This window comes from Halovivax asiaticus JCM 14624 (assembly GCF_000337515.1).
GTDB classification, from domain to species: Archaea; Halobacteriota; Halobacteria; order Halobacteriales; family Natrialbaceae; genus Halovivax; species Halovivax asiaticus.
The window spans coordinates 106843-121334 of the sequence record NZ_AOIQ01000014.1; the positions used below are offsets into that span (position 1 = coordinate 106843).

The following is a 14492-nucleotide window of genomic DNA, read 5'->3' on the forward strand; positions in this document are numbered from 1 at the left end:
CCCCCGTCCCCGTTTTTTCGATCCGGTGGAACGCGCCGATCACCAGCGTGCGACGGGCGCGAAGCGAGAGTCGTCGCGAACCGACCCCGTTTATGAGCCAGCGGGACAGCCAGCGTGCATGGACGAGGAGACGGTCGGGATCGGGCTGGTCCTCACCGCCGCCGTCGGCTTCGGGACGCTCGGCGTGCTGGGCGTCCTCGCCGCCGACGCCGGCCTCTCGATTCCGTCGGTGCTCGCCTTGCGCTTTGCCATCGCCTCGATCCTCCTCTGGACGATCCTGTGGTACCGCGGTCGACTCCAGCTGCTCCGCGGGCGCACGCTCGCCGTCGCGCTCGGGCTGGGCGCGGTCGGCTACGCAGCCCAGAGCGGCCTCTACTTCCTCGGGCTGGAGTTCATGACGGCCGGGCTGGTCGGGATCGTCCTCTTCACCTACCCGGCGTTCGTCGTCGGGTTCGTCCTCCTCACCCACCCCGACCGGGTGACGGGGACGCTCCTTGCCGCGCTCGGGTGCTCGCTCGGCGGCGTCGCACTCATCACCGGCGCCGACCCCGCAGGAGCCGATCCGCGGGGCGTCCTCGTGGTACTCGGCGCGGCGATCGTCTACTCGGGATACATTCTGGTGAGCCAGCGGACGCTCGCATCCGTCGACGCCGAGACGCTGACGGCGTTCGTCCTCCCCGCGGCGGCCGCGAGCTTCGTCGCCTTCGGCCTCGCGACCGACACCCTCGCGGCTCCGGCGAACGCGACCGCGTGGGGCGTTGCCATCGCGATCGCCGTCGTCGCGACCGCGATCCCCGTCCTCGCCTTTTTCGCCGGCCTCGAACGAATCGGCGCGAGTCGAGCAAGTATCATCAGTGCCGCAGAGCCTGCTGTCACCGTCGCCCTCGGCGCGGCCGTCCTCGGCGAGCCGATCACGGTCGTGACCCTCCTCGGCGGTGCGCTCGTCGTCGGCGGCGTCGTCCTCGTCCAGCGCGAACGGGCGTGAGGGTGCGAGACGGCCGCACGACGATCACGGCGTCGAGACCTGGGAAGCGGAAAGCCGAACCGCGGAAGAGTCACTTACAAACGAGCGCGCCGGAGCGGCCACTACGACTTCTCGTATGGACGTCCGAGGAACGCTGACGACGGAGGCGCGGGCCCTGTGGGCGGACGGGCGCGGTCCGTCGCTGGCCGTGGTCGCGAGCACGTGGGGACTGTTCGTCGGCGCCCGAATGATCTTCCCGGTACTCCTGCAGGATCTCCGGCACACCTACGGACTCAGCCTCTCGGTCGCCAGCCTCCTCGTGAGTGTCCTCTGGCTGTTCGCCGCGGTCGGGCAGTTGCCGAGCGGGCTCCTCGCCGATCGGTACAGCGAACGGGCGGTCATGGCAACCGGAGCAGCCATCGTCGCCGTCGCACTCGGGTTCGTCGTCACGGCACCGACGCCGATCGTCCTCTTCGGCGCGGTCGCAGCCTGGGGACTCGGTCACTCGATGTACCCGATCGCGCGGATCACCATCCTCTCGAAGCTCTACCCCGACCGGCTGGGGAGCGCCCTCGGCGTGACGATGGCGACCGGCGACGTGGGCCAGACGATCCTGCCACCGATCGCAGTCGCCGTCGCCGCCGCGGTCGCCTGGCAGGCCGGCCTCGGCTTCGTCGCCCCGCTGTTGCTCGTCGGCGCCCTCGCACTCTTCCTCGTCGTCCCGGCGACGGGACCTGGATCGATGGACGGCCACGACACCGCGACCGACGGCGACGGTCCCCACGATCCCGACGCTCCAGCGGCGAACAACGCGACAGGAGCCGACTCGGACGAGGGCGTCCTCCGAGAGACGCTGGCGGTCTTCGGTGAGTTGCGCGACCCCTCGCTCGGGTTCATGACGGTCATCCTCTTTCTGTACATCTTCATCTGGCAGTCGGTGACGGCGCTGTATCCCATCTACCTGGAGACGGTGAAGGGGCTCTCTCCCGCCACCACCAGCCTGCTCTTTAGCTTCTTCTTCGCAGTCGGTGTCGTCGTCAAACCCGTCGCGGGCGCCGCCTACGACCGAATCGGGATGCGAGGCGCACTGGTGTCCGTCCTCGCCCCGCCGGCGGTCGGCCTCGCGATCTTACCGTTCGTCTCCGGGTTCTGGTTGCTGGTCCCGACGACAGCGCTGATCAGCACGATGCTCGGCTCCGGCGCCGTCACGCAGTCGTTCATCGCCGACGCGTTCAGCGAAGAACGGAAGGGGACCGGCCTCGGTGTCGTCCGGACGACGACGGCGACCCTCGGCGCCGCCGGCCCGGTCGTCTTCGGCGTCCTCGGCGACAACGGCTACTTCGACGAGGGCTACCTCCTCCTGGCCGCGATCATGGCCGTCGTCGTCGGTCTCACGCTAGTGATGCCGGAGACGGCGGCGAGCACCGAGGAAGAGAGGTAAGGGCGACAGCGACGTTCACGTCACGTCTCCGGCGACCGCCGCATGCAGACGGCCGACGCGGGACAGAGGTCGGCGAACTCCGGCGTCTCGCGGATCACCTCGGGGACCGCGTCGCGATCGATCGGCTCGTACCCGCGAGCCGCGAAGAAATCCTCGGCGGTCGTCGTGAGTAGATAGAGCGTCTCGACGCCGTCGGCCCGCGCACGATCCGCCAGCGCGTCGCAGATCGCCGTCCCGTAGCCGAGGCCGCGTGCGGATTCCTCGACGACGAGGGATCGAAGGAGCCCAGCGTCGCCGTATCGTTCCAGTCCGCCGACGCCGACCCGGTCGCCGCCGTCGAACGCGAGGAAGAAGTGGCTGGGATTCGACCGCACGTCCGCCGTTGGCAGGCCGTTCTCGGCCAGTAACGTCTCGATCCGCGATATCGTGGACGCGTCCGCGCCTTGGAGCGTGATGGAAACCGCACTCATACTACCGTCGTCGAGCCGAACGAAGGAATAGATTTGGCGTCGATTCGATCACTCGCCCGTCCGATCCGCACGAAGCGGCTGCACCTTCCGATACGTCAGTGTTCGCCAGAGCCACTCCAGCGGACCGAACCGGAAGTACCGGAGCCAGAGTACCGACACCGGCACCTGAATCGCCCAGATGCAGAGGACGACGCCGAGCAGTTCGACCCGCGACAGCCGGGCGAACAGTCCCAATCCGTGGCCGTAGAAGATCGACGTCGCGAGCACCGTCTGGAAGATGTAGTTGCTGAAGGCCGTCCGCCCGACCGCGGCGAGCGACTGGGTCACGACACCGTCCGGCCGGAAGCGACTCCACAGCATTACAAGGCCGATGTACGCCCCCGCGAGCCCGAAGCTGCCCCAGTAGTTGAACTGCCGCCAGAAGATGCCGGCGCGGTAGGACCAGTCGGCCGACTCGATGAACCAGATGCCGGCGAGGACGGCGGTGAGGCCGGCGATACCACCGCCGACGACGAGCCGGCGATACTCGCGAACCGACCGGTCGTTCGTCAGGAAGCCCCACTTGAACAGGGCCATTCCGAGCAGCATCGAGCCGCTCACGCGGTAGACAGAGTAGGCGAGAAAGCCGGTCGTCTGGCGCCGGATCGCCGTCGGAAGGCGGTGGTCGAACTGCGCCAGCCACCCGCCCCGATAGGCGTCGATCTCGGCCTCCAGGACCGACCACGCTGGCTGCCACGCCGTCGACGTCGCGCCGGGCTCGATCGACAGGCCGGCGAGCACCTCAGTAACCGACGGGATCGCGAGAATGAGAACCCCGGTGATCGCCAGCGTCTTCGCCGGCAGATCCCGCAGGAGGACGACGAAGAAGCCACAGACGGCGTAGGCGACGAGGATGTCGCCGTACCACAGCAGGTAGGCGTGGGCCAGTCCGAAGACGAGAAGCCAGCCCGTTCGCCAGTAGTGGAGTTCGAGCGTCGGCCGCCCCCCTCGCTCGTCCGGCCGGGTGAACAGCACGACGCTCGCGCCGAAGAGGAAGGTAAAGAGCGCGAGGAACTTCTGGCGGAAGAAGACGTCCGAGACGAACCAGGCCCACCAGTTCGCCCCCGAGAAGTCGCCGTAGGCGGTCGGATTCCCCAGCACCGCCTCCGGCATCGCGAACACCCAGATGTTGACCATCAGGATCCCCAGCAGGGCGAACCCGCGCAACGCGTCGAGGCCAACGATCCGCTCCGAGGGCGGCGTCGGCCCGCGGTCGGACGTGGAAGTGGACGCGACGTCTTCGGCTGACGCGGGGTACGCAGCTGCGTCGGAATCGGCGGCCGTCGTGGAGTCGGCGGCGTCGGCCCCGGACCCCGTGTCGGACGAAGTCGGTCGCTCACCGCTCATCGGCCACCCCGCGACGCTGGGCCCGAATCGGGAAACGAACGGTCGCTTCACGCCAGGAACGGGACATCGTCTATGCGCCATCTGGCACGGTCGGTACAAAAAGGAAGGAGGTTCGTCCGCGGTAGGGTCCCGGGCGTAGACGAACAGAATCCGATCGAGTGCTTGACGAGCGATCGGTTCGACGTCAGTACGACTCGACGGGAACGTCGAGCGCGTCGAAATCCGCGTCGTTCTTCGTCACGATCGTCGCGTCCAGCTCGACCGCTGCCCCGGCAACAACCGCATCGATCGCGAGTGAGTTGATCCTGTCACCCTGAACGTCGTCGTCAGCGTACAACGGCGCCTCGAGCGCAGCGATTTCCCACGCGATCGACGCCGTTATCGGAACGGTTTCGACCCACTCGAACTGTCGTCGGATCTCCGCTGCGTCGAACTTGCCCACGAGCTGTCGGCCGACGGCGATCTCTTTGAGATTGAGCGTCGTCGTCAGGTAGGACGTACCCTCCGGTTGCGATTCGAGGTACGCGGCCACGTCGTCGTGACCACCCCAGTGGTGAATCAGAAACGTCGTATCCAGGAGTTTACGTGTCATCGACGTCCTCGGACGATTCGTCTACTCCCGCTTCGAACGAGTCGATCGCGTCCCGCTGGCGCGCTGCGTACCCACTCCCAGTCTGCTCCCGGGACGTCCGGACGGCTGCGTCCAGCTCGGCCGCTTCCTCGTCCGCGAGCCGACCGAACGTCTCCCGCCAGTCGGTGCTGGTCTCGTCGATCAGCCGGTCGACAAGTTCAGTGAAGCTCTCGTCCTCGCGCTTTCGTGCCCGCAATCGGTCGTAGACGTCCTCCCTGATACCGATCGTCTTCGTCCCCATGGTTTGTGTTTGTGTTTGTGTTTACAAATCTGTTCTGGTGGTCGCGATTTCGCGGGTCGGGACGAAGACACGGACGAAAACGGCGGGTCGTACCAACGACCGACAGATTACGGCGCCGACATTACTCGTCCGCCGGCAGCCCAGAAGCGGCCTCACCCGTCGCAGGCGCGCGCTTGCCGGGTGGCGAGACGCGGAACGTCGGTGACTCCCACGTATCCCAGTGGTCGGGATTCTCGGGGTCGCCGAGCGCGCGGAGCGCCTCGACGGTCAGGGTGTACGTCCCCGGCGGAACCGGTCGTCGGTTGTCGCTCTCTCCGGCCCGTGTCCGACCGTCCCAGACGTACTCGTAGTAGGTTTCGGGGTCGGGACTCCGCGGTGCATATTCCTGTTCGAGGACGGTGAACGACTGGCCAGTCCGTTCGTTGACGGCCGTAACGTGCAGTTCCTGCGGGTAGTGGCCGAAGAAGGCCTCGACGGCGGCGACGGCGTCCGGGTCGTCGGGTGACTCCTGGAAGCGCGGTTCCTGCACGACGAAGTCGTCGGCCGCGGCGTAGTAGCCCAAGAGCGGGAGGTCCTGGTAGTCCCCCTCGTAGCCGCTGTAGGGGATCCGGAGTACGTCGTTGACCTCGTCGGTCGGTCTGAACGCGACGTAGCCGCCGTACTGGTGGTTCGGGAGTCCGTACCCCGGCGCCGAGATCGTCAGGTCGACCGAGACCGACTCGCCGGCGGGCACCGTCACGGTCTTCGGCCCCGACACGCTGCTTCCGGGCAGGTAGAACCCGGGCGAGAAGGTGTTGACGGCAGTACCGACGGACCCCGCGTGCCCGAGTTCGTACGTGATGTCGGCCTCCCCGTCGTTGGTGAGCGTCACCGTCGCTTCAGCCGCCGTGCCATCGCCCAGCGAGAGTTGGCCCGGGGTGACGCGCTGGTCGGCGGTGATCGCGTCGTCGACCTGGATCATGCCCGCGCCCTGTCGGAACGAGTGGTCGAGGGCGCCGATGTCGGGCGCGAGCGACCACGGCTGGGGCTCGGCCACGTTCTGCAGGCGGTCGCGGACGTCGAGCGGGTCGAGGTCGGGTTCGGCCTCGAGTAGTAACGCGACGCTGCCCGCCACGTGCGGCGCGGCCATCGACGTGCCCGAGAGCATTGCGTAGCCGCCCTGTGCGAGTGGATAGGTTGACGTGATCAGCCCGCCGGGCGCGGTGACGCTCGGGCCGAAGGCGAGTTCGACGTCCTGGCCGTACGAGGAGAACGACGAGAGCAGCCCGCCGTTGGGGTTCGGAACCGTGAACGTCTCCTCGGTGAAATCGAAGGTGACCGTCTCGCCCGATTCCAGCAAGTCGACCAGTGCCGCCCCGCCGGTGTCGCTGATCCCGGCCCCCCAGACACCTTCGACGCCCGCGTCTGCGATCGTCCCACTGAACAGCCCGGCGACGTTGTTGAAGATGACGACGCCCGTCGCACCCGCAGCGACGGCGTTCTCGTATTTCTGGGCGAACGCGCAGTGGCCGCGCTGGATCAGGGCGACGTGGCCCTCGGGGAAGTCGGCGAAGTCGGCCGGGTCGCAGCCGAAGTAGCCCGTCTCGCCGCCGATCTCGCTCTGTGCCGGCAGCGCCAGCGGGGCCGACTCACCCTCGGTCGGCGGTAGCTCGGCTCCGGAGAGTTCGAGGTACGGGACCGGGTCGTCTATGCCGTCGACCTCGAAGCCGTTGGCCGTCAGATGCGTGTTCTCGGCGCTCGCGACGCTGATCACGTCGTGGGCGTTCGCCGGCGCGCTCATACTCCAGGCGCCCATCTCCCCCTCGTTCCCCGCGGAGTTGACGACCACGACGCCCTGCGAGACGAGTTCGTTGCTCGCCGCCGTCGTCGGGTACGCCTGGCCCCACTGCAGGCTCGCGCCGAGGGACATGTTGATGACGTCCATCCCGTCCGCGTAGGCATCCTCCATCGCGGCGACGATGATCTCGGCGGTGCTAGAGCCCGTGTCGAAGATCTTGTACGCGCCGAGTGTCGCATCCGGTGCGACGCCTGTCACACCCTCCTCGCCAGCCGCGTCGGCGGCTACGATACCGCTCACGTGCGTGCCGTGGCCCTGCGGATCCATCGGATCGGGGTCCGGGTTCGGCTCGTCCGCCCCCGGATCACCCGCGTCGTAGCCCGCGCCGACGTAGTCCCAGCCGTGGCTGATCCGCGGGTGGACGTCGCCCGCAGGACCAGTGAGCGTCCGGTCGCTCTCGCTCTCGGCGGTGTAGACGACCGACCCGTCGCCGCTCCCGCCGAGGTCCGGGTGATTGTAGTCGATACCGGTGTCGATCACCGCGACCGAGCGCCCGTCCCCCGTGAACCCGAGTTCGGACTGGGCGGCGTCGGCGCCGGTCATCGACAGGGCCGTCTCCAGCATTGGCGAGGCGTCCGCGGGTTCCGGGCGATCGACGATCGCGACGGGGTACACGGCGGCGACGCTGTCGAGCGCCGTCATCGCCACGGCGTCGCCGAACTCGGCGGTCACCGAGAGCCCGTTCCACAGGCGAGTGAAGTCGTGGCGCTCGGTGACGCCGAGGCCCTCGGCCCGGACGTCGGCGCGGAACTGGGCTCGTTCGTTCGCCTGGGTGCTCGGACCGCCGCCGCGTGCCCGTGGTTCGGCGTCGAACGCGACGAACCAGCGGTCGCGCACCCACCGATCGGGCGCCCCCTCGCGGGCGTCCCACGGCGGTTCGCGATCCGGGTCGATCGGGCCGGGGCCCGACGTGTCGGCCGTCCCGGAGACGGTTCCGAACACTGCCTCGAGACCCGCGACACTCGCGAGTTTCATCACAGTTCGGCGGTCGAAGCGATGCGTGCTGTCGTCGGCGTCTGTGTTCCGTGTCATGACTCTCAGCCAGGGGATCACGGCCACCGGCACAGCCGGACCGACCAAAATCGAGTCGTGTCCGAAATCCGCAGTGCCAATCTGGCGTGACAGTCATTCATACCCATACATAATTATAAGAACCTATGGTTATTTTCTCGCAGAATGACAACTTTGGGTCGCGAAGACGGGTGACGAAAAATCGGCCGGCGGCCGCCAGGTGCCTTCGGAAGGGTGACGCTCGGGCCCGTGGGCAGGGTGTCGACGGCGTGAAGAACGGCGACCTAACCGCGGTCGACCCATCACCGGTCCACTCGTCCTGCGAGGGGACACTCCGAAGTCGTTCAGCCGTCGAACAGCCCGCAGACGAGCGTCGCCTCCGCCTTCCGAAGGTGAGCCGCCGCAGTCGACGTCGCACAGCCGAGAGCATCGGCGACGTCCGTGGCGGTCGCCTCACGCGGACTGTCGTAATACCCCAGTTCGATCGCCCGCTGGACGGCCTCGCGCTGGCGCGTCGTCAGTCGGCGAACGACGCTGTCCGCCGCCAGTCGCTCGCCGCCGACCGATTCGATTTCGACGCGGACGACATCGGGGACGGCCTCGACGGCGGCCTGGATGTCGGCGTCTCGACCGACGACTGCGAAGGTGTAACTGCCATCCCCGTTCCACTCGGCGGGCGGCACCGTCATTAGGCTCCCGCGAGCGAACGGTTCCCACAACGCCCGCGCATCGCTCGAACCGACGCCGGCCACGAAACAGTAGCCCTCGGAGGAATCGATCGCCACGAGTTCACGGTCCTCGACGGCGGGATCGGTCGCGAGCGCGGCTTCGAAGCGATCGAGGTCGCCACGAACGCGGAGGAGGAAGGCCGCGTCGGGCGGCCCAACGTTCCAGTTGACGACCTCGACCTCGGCGAACGGCTCCCGAGCGCCGGTGACGGCCTCGAACGCGGCGGGCAGGTCGAGGCCGCCCGGGTGGACAGTGAGGCGGACGCGTTTCATGCGATGCGATGTGCAGCGGTACAACAAGATCGTTGGGACCGACCGCCGAAGCGGTGAACGTCCCAAATAAACCCACGAGAAATATGCGGGAGTGGCGACTACTGCGGCCGGCGCTTAGTAGCGCCCGTGATGCAGGATGGAGCCACGTGAGACCGACGACAGTCAGGGCCGCAGACGAACCGATCCAGCCACCGAATCGGGAACGCCGACGCACCGACGATCGGTCGGGTGGGCAGCCGTGACGATCGATCTCGTCGTCGTCCTCTGTGGAATCGCGGTCGCGCTCGTCGGGATTCCGCTCGTCGTCGGGTACACGCTCGTTCTGGGGACCGTGCCGCCGACCGACAGCGTCGCCTTTTACGGCCTCGTAAGCGCCGTGATGCTTCCGGGACCGCTGATGGGTGCGATGGGGTGCTGGCTCGCCGCTCGAAGTGATCCCGCGTAAGCGTCCGTCGCGCGCGGACTCGACCGCTCGACACCCGCCACCGGATAGTTCATCCGTATCGGGCCCTTACTGGTGGATATGCCCGAAGAAGTGCTCTTCAAATCCGAGGCCAGCCGTTCCCGGGAAGAGATCGCGGCGACACTCCGATCGGTCGCCGACAAACTCGACGGCGGCGAGCCGATCACGCTGAAAGCGGGAAGCGAGTCGGTCACCATGGACCCGCCAGCACAACCCACGTTCGAGGTGAAAGCCGAACGCGAAGGCCCGGCAGACGGCCCCGGCGAACGCAGCGTCGAGTTCGAACTCGAGTGGCCGGAAGACGGAGCCACCGGCGGCGACGGGAACGGCGACCTGCAGATCGAGTGAGGCGATTCACCGCCGGCCCCAGCCGGCCCACATCGATGTAGCCGAACAGTTACGGCCGTCGCCCCCGAACGGCGCCCGTGAGCAGTCACGTGTACGATCGACCGGAGGCACGATGACGAGCGACGACGGACCGCTGCCGACCGAGGTACAGATCGCCGCCCTCGAAGAGCTCCGCGACGAACTCCAGGAGAAGCCGGTAAAAGAGACGCGGCTCGCGGACCTCTTCGTCGAAGTCTCGACGAGCCCGCCGCAACTGTGGAACCGGGCGACGGCGTTTATTGCCGTCGAGCCTGTCGAAGACACGAGTGGGGACGGTGACGAGGCGTCCGTTCAGGCGACGGCAGTCGTCACGGAGGTCTCGAAGCTGGCCCGGGGCTGGTGGGCGCCGGAGATCGTCGCGGACTGTGACGCGATGATCACGATCGATGTCCACGCCGGACTCCCGACGGAGAACTTCGTGAAACTCGCGACGGCGGAGATCGACGAGCAGATCGAGGCGATTCGATCCGGTGAGGACATCGATCAGGGCCCGCCACTTTGAGGCCGGTGCCAAGCGGGTAGAAGTCGGGTGGCACCAGCCTCGACGAAACCGATATCGACAGCGGCGCGTACGCACTCGGAGTGGCTGAAACGGCCGGTTCGGAGTAAACGACGATCAGACCGATCGAAGTAAGGAAAACACTCAATTGTAAGGAAGCCATTGTTACGTAAGAGAAGAGATGATCGCAAAGGAGGCGCGCGTCACGAGCAAAGGGCAGGTGACGATCCCGAAGGAGATACGGGAGCGACTCGAACTCGACGCGGGAACGGAGATCGAGTTCGTCCTCGACGACGAGGGGCAGATCACCGTCCACCGGAAGCGATCGACGATGGCAGAGCTGCACGCACTTCGCGACCGACTCGCGGATCACGACATCGATCTGGACGAGATGAGAGCGGCATCGAAACGAGCCTGGGCCGACCAGGCCGGGTTCGAGTCGTGAGATGTACTTCGTAGACTCGTGGGTGTGGCTCGAGTACCTGCTCGACGGGAAGGCGGCCGATGCTGCTGAAGCGGTGATACGAGACGCGACGACCGAGGCGGGAGGGCTGATCGCGCCGACCGTCGTCGCGGAGGTCCGATACCGAATCCGGTGTGTCGACGGAGACGACGGCGCGGACGAAGCGGTCCGGATTCTCACGAGTGCAGACGAGATCCAGAGTATGCCGCTCATCGACGAGGTCGCGTCCGAAGCCGCCGATATCAGGTTCCAGTATTACGAACGAGGGTCGTGTGAGCTCTCGTACGCGGACGCGATACACGTCGCGACGGCCACCCTCCACGACGATTGCGAGCGCCTCTACAGTGGCGACCCGGACTTCGCCGAGATCGACGAGATCGAAACGATCATCCTCGAACGGTAGATCGGATCGTCGGCGCCGCCATCAGGCCACGTCTCTGACCGTCACCGCGAGACCGCTTCCAACCGGAAGGATGGAGGTGTGAAAGCCCTCGGCGCCGCGAACCGCTTCCAGATAGGCGACGATCCCGCGGGCGTTCTCGTCGTCGGGAAGGTCGCCGTCGCCCGTGACGTAGTCCAGACTGTCGTGGAAGTCGTGGCCACCGTAGAGCATATTGTCGGCGATGACGACGCCGCCCGGCGCGAGCTCGTCGCGGATCAGGTCGAACGCGTCGGCGTAGCGTGACTTCTGGTGGTCGATGAGGGCGACGTCGAACGGCCCCGCGTAATCGTGGGCGATCTCCATCGCGTCGCCGCATTCGAACGTGGCGCGATCGGCCAGGCCGGCGCTGGCGAGGAACTCCTCGCCCTTCGCGAGTTCGGCTTCGTCGATCTCCGTGAGGACGATCCGGCCGTCGTCGGCCATCCCCTTTAAAAACCAGTACGCCGAGTAGCCGAAGCCGGAGCCGAACTCGAAGACCCGCTCGGCCTGCGTAGCAGCGGCGTAGGATCGAAGCACGCCGCCCGCATCCGGGCCGATGATCGGAAAGTCGTGCTCGTCGGCGAACGCCGCCATCTCCGCGTGCAGGTCGTCGTGTTCGGGACCGAGCGCCCGAACGTATCGCTCGGCCTCCTCGTCGATGTAGCTGGGCATGCGCGAGGCGAGGGCGGAGAGAGACATAAGCAGCGGGGATCTGGAGACAGTCAGACGCTGACACTCGGGGCGGTCCGCTTACAGACGGCCGCCAGACCGCCCCGCGGCACCGCTCGAAGAGTGCACGTCGCTGACGACAGAGCAGTCGCTCAGACTGTTAGAGAGACGGGGTAGGTCAGTCAACCGTAACCACACGTGGAAACCACGCGGGTCGAAAGGTGGTCGCCTGACCGTGCCGTCTGTGAGGGACGAACGTCCGTCGCTACAAAACCCCTCCGGTACGCTGGGCGGGACGGTGACCCCACAAAACGAGCAGCAGAGGGCGGCTGTTATCGCGGTTTTCAACCCGCCCCGACCAGACGAAGGGTACTCAGGGCGGATTATGCCTGCGAACTCTCAAGCGGGATCTCGATCAACGCGAGCTCGTCCGAAGGCACCGCCTCCGCGAACGCCGATTCGACCTCGTCCCACGTCCCGGGCCGATACGCCTCGATACCGAAGCTCTCCGAGAAGGCCACGAAGTCGGGGTTTCCCAGCCCCGTTCCGGTGGACGTGCCGCGATGGTCGACCTGCTTTTCGGAGATCAGGCCGTAATCGTCGTCGGTGAAGACGACGACCGTGAAGCCGCAGTCGAGTCGCGTCGCCGTCTCGAGTTCCGCGGCGTTCATGAGAAAGCCGCCGTCGCCGGTCGCGGCGACGACGTTCGCGTCGAGGGCACGATCGGCAGCGAGCGCGCCGGGAACGGCGATACCCATGCTCGCCAGGCCGTTCGAGACGATGCAGGTGTTCGGCTCGTAGGTGGGAAACGCCTGCGCGATCGCCATCTTGTGACTGCCCACGTCCGAGACGAGCACGTCGTCGTCGGCCATCGCCTCGCGCAGGAGCGGGAGGGCGTTCCGGACGGTGATCGGATCATCCGCGACGGGCGGCGACGTGGCCTGTGCGAGGATGCGATCGTGACGGTCCGCACACCACAGCGAGTGTGCCTCTGCCGGAATCCGCTCGCCGACGGCCTCGAGGGCGGCGCCGACGTCCGCGACGAGTTCGACGTCGGGCGTGTAGTGGCGATACACCTCCGCCGGTTCGTGGTCGACGTGGACGATCGCGGTGTCGAGGTCCGGATTCCACACTTGCGGGTCGTGCTCGGCGATGTCGTAGCCCACCGCGATCACGCAATCGGCGCGTTCGATCGCCCGCTCGGCCTCTCCCTCCGGTCCGGAATCGAGCGTCATCAGCGAGGCCGGGTCGCGATCCGAGATCGCGCCCTTGCCCATGTAGGTGGCGACGACGGGGAGGTCGAGGTGGTCGACGAAGTTGCGGAGGTGGTCCGCCGCCCGGGTCCTGACGGCGCCGTTGCCCGCGAGGACGATCGGTCGATCGGCGGCGTCGATCACGGACGCGGCTCGCTCGACGGACGCGTCGTCCGGGTCTGGGCGGCGAACCTGCTCCGATTCGAAGATCGGCGTCGCGTCGACCGACCCCCCTTCGACCGCCTCGGCGGCGACGTCCTCCGGTAGTTCCAGGTGCGTCGCGCCCGGCTTCTCGTACTCGGCGAGCTTGAACGCCTTGCGGACCGACTCGGGGACGGTTTCCGGCGCCGCGATCTGGGCGTTCCAGGTGACGACGGGTTCGAAGACGTCGACCACGTCCAGCGCCTGGTGGCTCTCCTTGTGCAAGCGTTCGCGCCCGCCCTGGCCGGTGATCGCGACGAGGGGGCTCTTGTCGAGTTCCGCGTCGGCGACACCCGTGATGAGGTTGGTCGCACCGGGACCGAGCGTCGCGAGGCAAACGCCGGCCTCGCCGGTCACCCGGCCGTGGACGTTAGCCATGAACGCCCCACCCTGTTCGTGTCTGGTAGGGACGAACTCGATCGACGACGCCCGGAGCGAGAACAGCAGGTCCTCCACCTCCTCGCCTGGAACGCCGTAGACCGTCTCGACGCCCTCGGCTTCGAGACAGGCGACGAGGAGATCCGACGCGGAGGTCACACTCGCCACCCCCGGTCCGGGCCCCGTTCGGCGCGTCTCGCGCGCCGGTCGGGGCACGTTCGAAGGCGTCTCACTCGCGATGGCACAGGGCCGTGGGTCGCCGATTTGCTGAGCGCCATGGTTGGGTGTCGACGAGCGCACGCAGAGCGGGACGCCGACGGCCCCACGTAGGGCCGGTGAGGCCAAAAGTGTCGGGCGGAATTCGTTCGGTAGCGAGAAACCCGTCGACGACGGAAACGGCGCCGGTCCGCGGGAACTAATTCAGTAGATTCAGGCCTCGGTGGCCTCCAGAACGCCCTGGGGGATCCACAGCGCCTGTAGAAGAGGTGCCTCGGGCAGTAAAACCAGACGGGGTTCGAAACCCATCGTACGGGTAGTCAGTTCTCTCGGTGCGGACAGCGGCCCCTCGTTGATCCGTGGCAACGACCCGGCCGAGCCCGGGCAATGGATACGGCTGCCACCCTCCCCAACGGACCCTTAGACAGTTCCGGTCCGACCAAAATTACGAACGACGTTCCAACGGCTGGATCGAGTGACGTTCACAAGGAGCTGGGGCGCAATACGAGACTCTCTGTAGAATGTCATAGATCAAGAACTGATGGCCGATGTCTTACTGC

15 protein-coding genes are annotated in these 14492 nt (G+C 67.0%); 7 read left to right on the forward strand and 8 right to left on the reverse strand.

Features of this window, described 5'->3' with window-relative positions; all coding sequences use genetic code 11:
- Positions 1-118 precede the first annotated feature (118 nt).
- Together C479_RS08130 and C479_RS08135 are read left to right on the forward strand one after the other, a co-directional pair.
- Positions 119-985, forward strand: a complete 867-nt coding sequence (locus C479_RS08130; protein WP_049907168.1) for a DMT family transporter — start codon at positions 119-121, stop codon at positions 983-985.
- 115 nt (positions 986-1100) lie between these two features.
- The gene (locus C479_RS08135) at positions 1101-2405 is read left to right on the forward strand and encodes an MFS transporter (RefSeq protein ID WP_007700757.1); all 1305 of its coding nucleotides are present in this window, start codon (positions 1101-1103) and stop codon (positions 2403-2405) included.
- Positions 2406-2425: 20 nt separating this feature from the next.
- Here the strand turns inward: C479_RS08135 and arsN2 are convergent, their stop codons facing one another.
- The 6 genes from arsN2 to C479_RS08165 form a co-directional block, all read right to left on the reverse strand.
- The gene (gene arsN2 / locus C479_RS08140) at positions 2426-2875 is read right to left on the reverse strand and encodes an arsenic resistance N-acetyltransferase ArsN2 (RefSeq protein WP_007700759.1); all 450 of its coding nucleotides are present in this window, start codon (positions 2873-2875) and stop codon (positions 2426-2428) included.
- 48 nt (positions 2876-2923) lie between these two features.
- The gene (locus tag C479_RS08145; protein WP_169317775.1) at positions 2924-4261 is read right to left on the reverse strand and encodes a DUF418 domain-containing protein; all 1338 of its coding nucleotides are present in this window, start codon (positions 4259-4261) and stop codon (positions 2924-2926) included.
- A 184-nt stretch (positions 4262-4445) separates the two neighbouring features.
- Positions 4446-4853 (reverse strand): PIN domain-containing protein, encoded by a 408-nt coding sequence (locus C479_RS08150; RefSeq protein ID WP_007700764.1) that lies wholly within the window; start codon positions 4851-4853, stop codon positions 4446-4448.
- Positions 4843-5133 carry an antitoxin VapB family protein gene (locus tag C479_RS08155; protein WP_007700766.1) on the reverse strand — a complete coding sequence of 97 codons (291 nt, stop codon included), beginning with the start codon at positions 5131-5133 and terminating at the stop codon, positions 4843-4845. Before C479_RS08155 ends, C479_RS08150 begins: the two co-directional genes overlap by 11 nt.
- 121 nt (positions 5134-5254) lie before the next feature.
- Positions 5255-8002 carry a S8 family serine peptidase gene (locus tag C479_RS16915; protein ID WP_049907169.1) on the reverse strand — a complete coding sequence of 916 codons (2748 nt, stop codon included), beginning with the start codon at positions 8000-8002 and terminating at the stop codon, positions 5255-5257.
- 323 nt (positions 8003-8325) lie between these two features.
- Complete coding sequence (locus C479_RS08165; RefSeq protein ID WP_007700770.1) at positions 8326-8982, reverse strand: helix-turn-helix domain-containing protein; 657 nt, start codon at positions 8980-8982, stop codon at positions 8326-8328.
- Between the two features lie 136 nt (positions 8983-9118).
- Between C479_RS08165 and C479_RS08170 the strand changes: the two genes are divergently transcribed.
- The 5 genes from C479_RS08170 (at position 9119) to C479_RS08190 (ending at position 11197) form a co-directional block, all read left to right on the forward strand.
- Positions 9119-9427: a hypothetical protein gene (locus C479_RS08170; RefSeq protein WP_007700771.1), complete on the forward strand. Its 309-nt coding sequence runs from the start codon at positions 9119-9121 to the stop codon at positions 9425-9427.
- A gap of 78 nt (positions 9428-9505) precedes the next feature.
- Positions 9506-9793 (forward strand): amphi-Trp domain-containing protein, encoded by a 288-nt coding sequence (locus C479_RS08175; protein WP_007700775.1) that lies wholly within the window; start codon positions 9506-9508, stop codon positions 9791-9793.
- A 112-nt stretch (positions 9794-9905) separates the two neighbouring features.
- Entirely contained in the window at positions 9906-10334 is a 429-nt protein-coding gene (locus tag C479_RS08180) for a hypothetical protein (protein WP_007700778.1), read from the forward strand.
- Between the two features lie 178 nt (positions 10335-10512).
- A complete protein-coding gene (locus C479_RS08185) occupies positions 10513-10776 on the forward strand; it encodes an AbrB/MazE/SpoVT family DNA-binding domain-containing protein (RefSeq protein ID WP_007700781.1) in 264 nt (87 codons plus the stop codon).
- Position 10777: 1 nt separating this feature from the next.
- Positions 10778-11197: a type II toxin-antitoxin system VapC family toxin gene (locus C479_RS08190; protein WP_007700782.1), complete on the forward strand. Its 420-nt coding sequence runs from the start codon at positions 10778-10780 to the stop codon at positions 11195-11197.
- A 21-nt stretch (positions 11198-11218) separates the two neighbouring features.
- On the opposite strand, the gene C479_RS08195 is transcribed toward C479_RS08190, so the two are convergent.
- The gene (locus C479_RS08195) at positions 11219-11887 is read right to left on the reverse strand and encodes an O-methyltransferase (RefSeq protein ID WP_007700785.1); all 669 of its coding nucleotides are present in this window, start codon (positions 11885-11887) and stop codon (positions 11219-11221) included.
- Positions 11888-12267: 380 nt separating this feature from the next.
- The gene (locus C479_RS08200; RefSeq protein ID WP_049907207.1) at positions 12268-13875 is read right to left on the reverse strand and encodes an acetolactate synthase large subunit; all 1608 of its coding nucleotides are present in this window, start codon (positions 13873-13875) and stop codon (positions 12268-12270) included.
- Between the last annotated feature and the right edge of the window lie 617 nt (positions 13876-14492).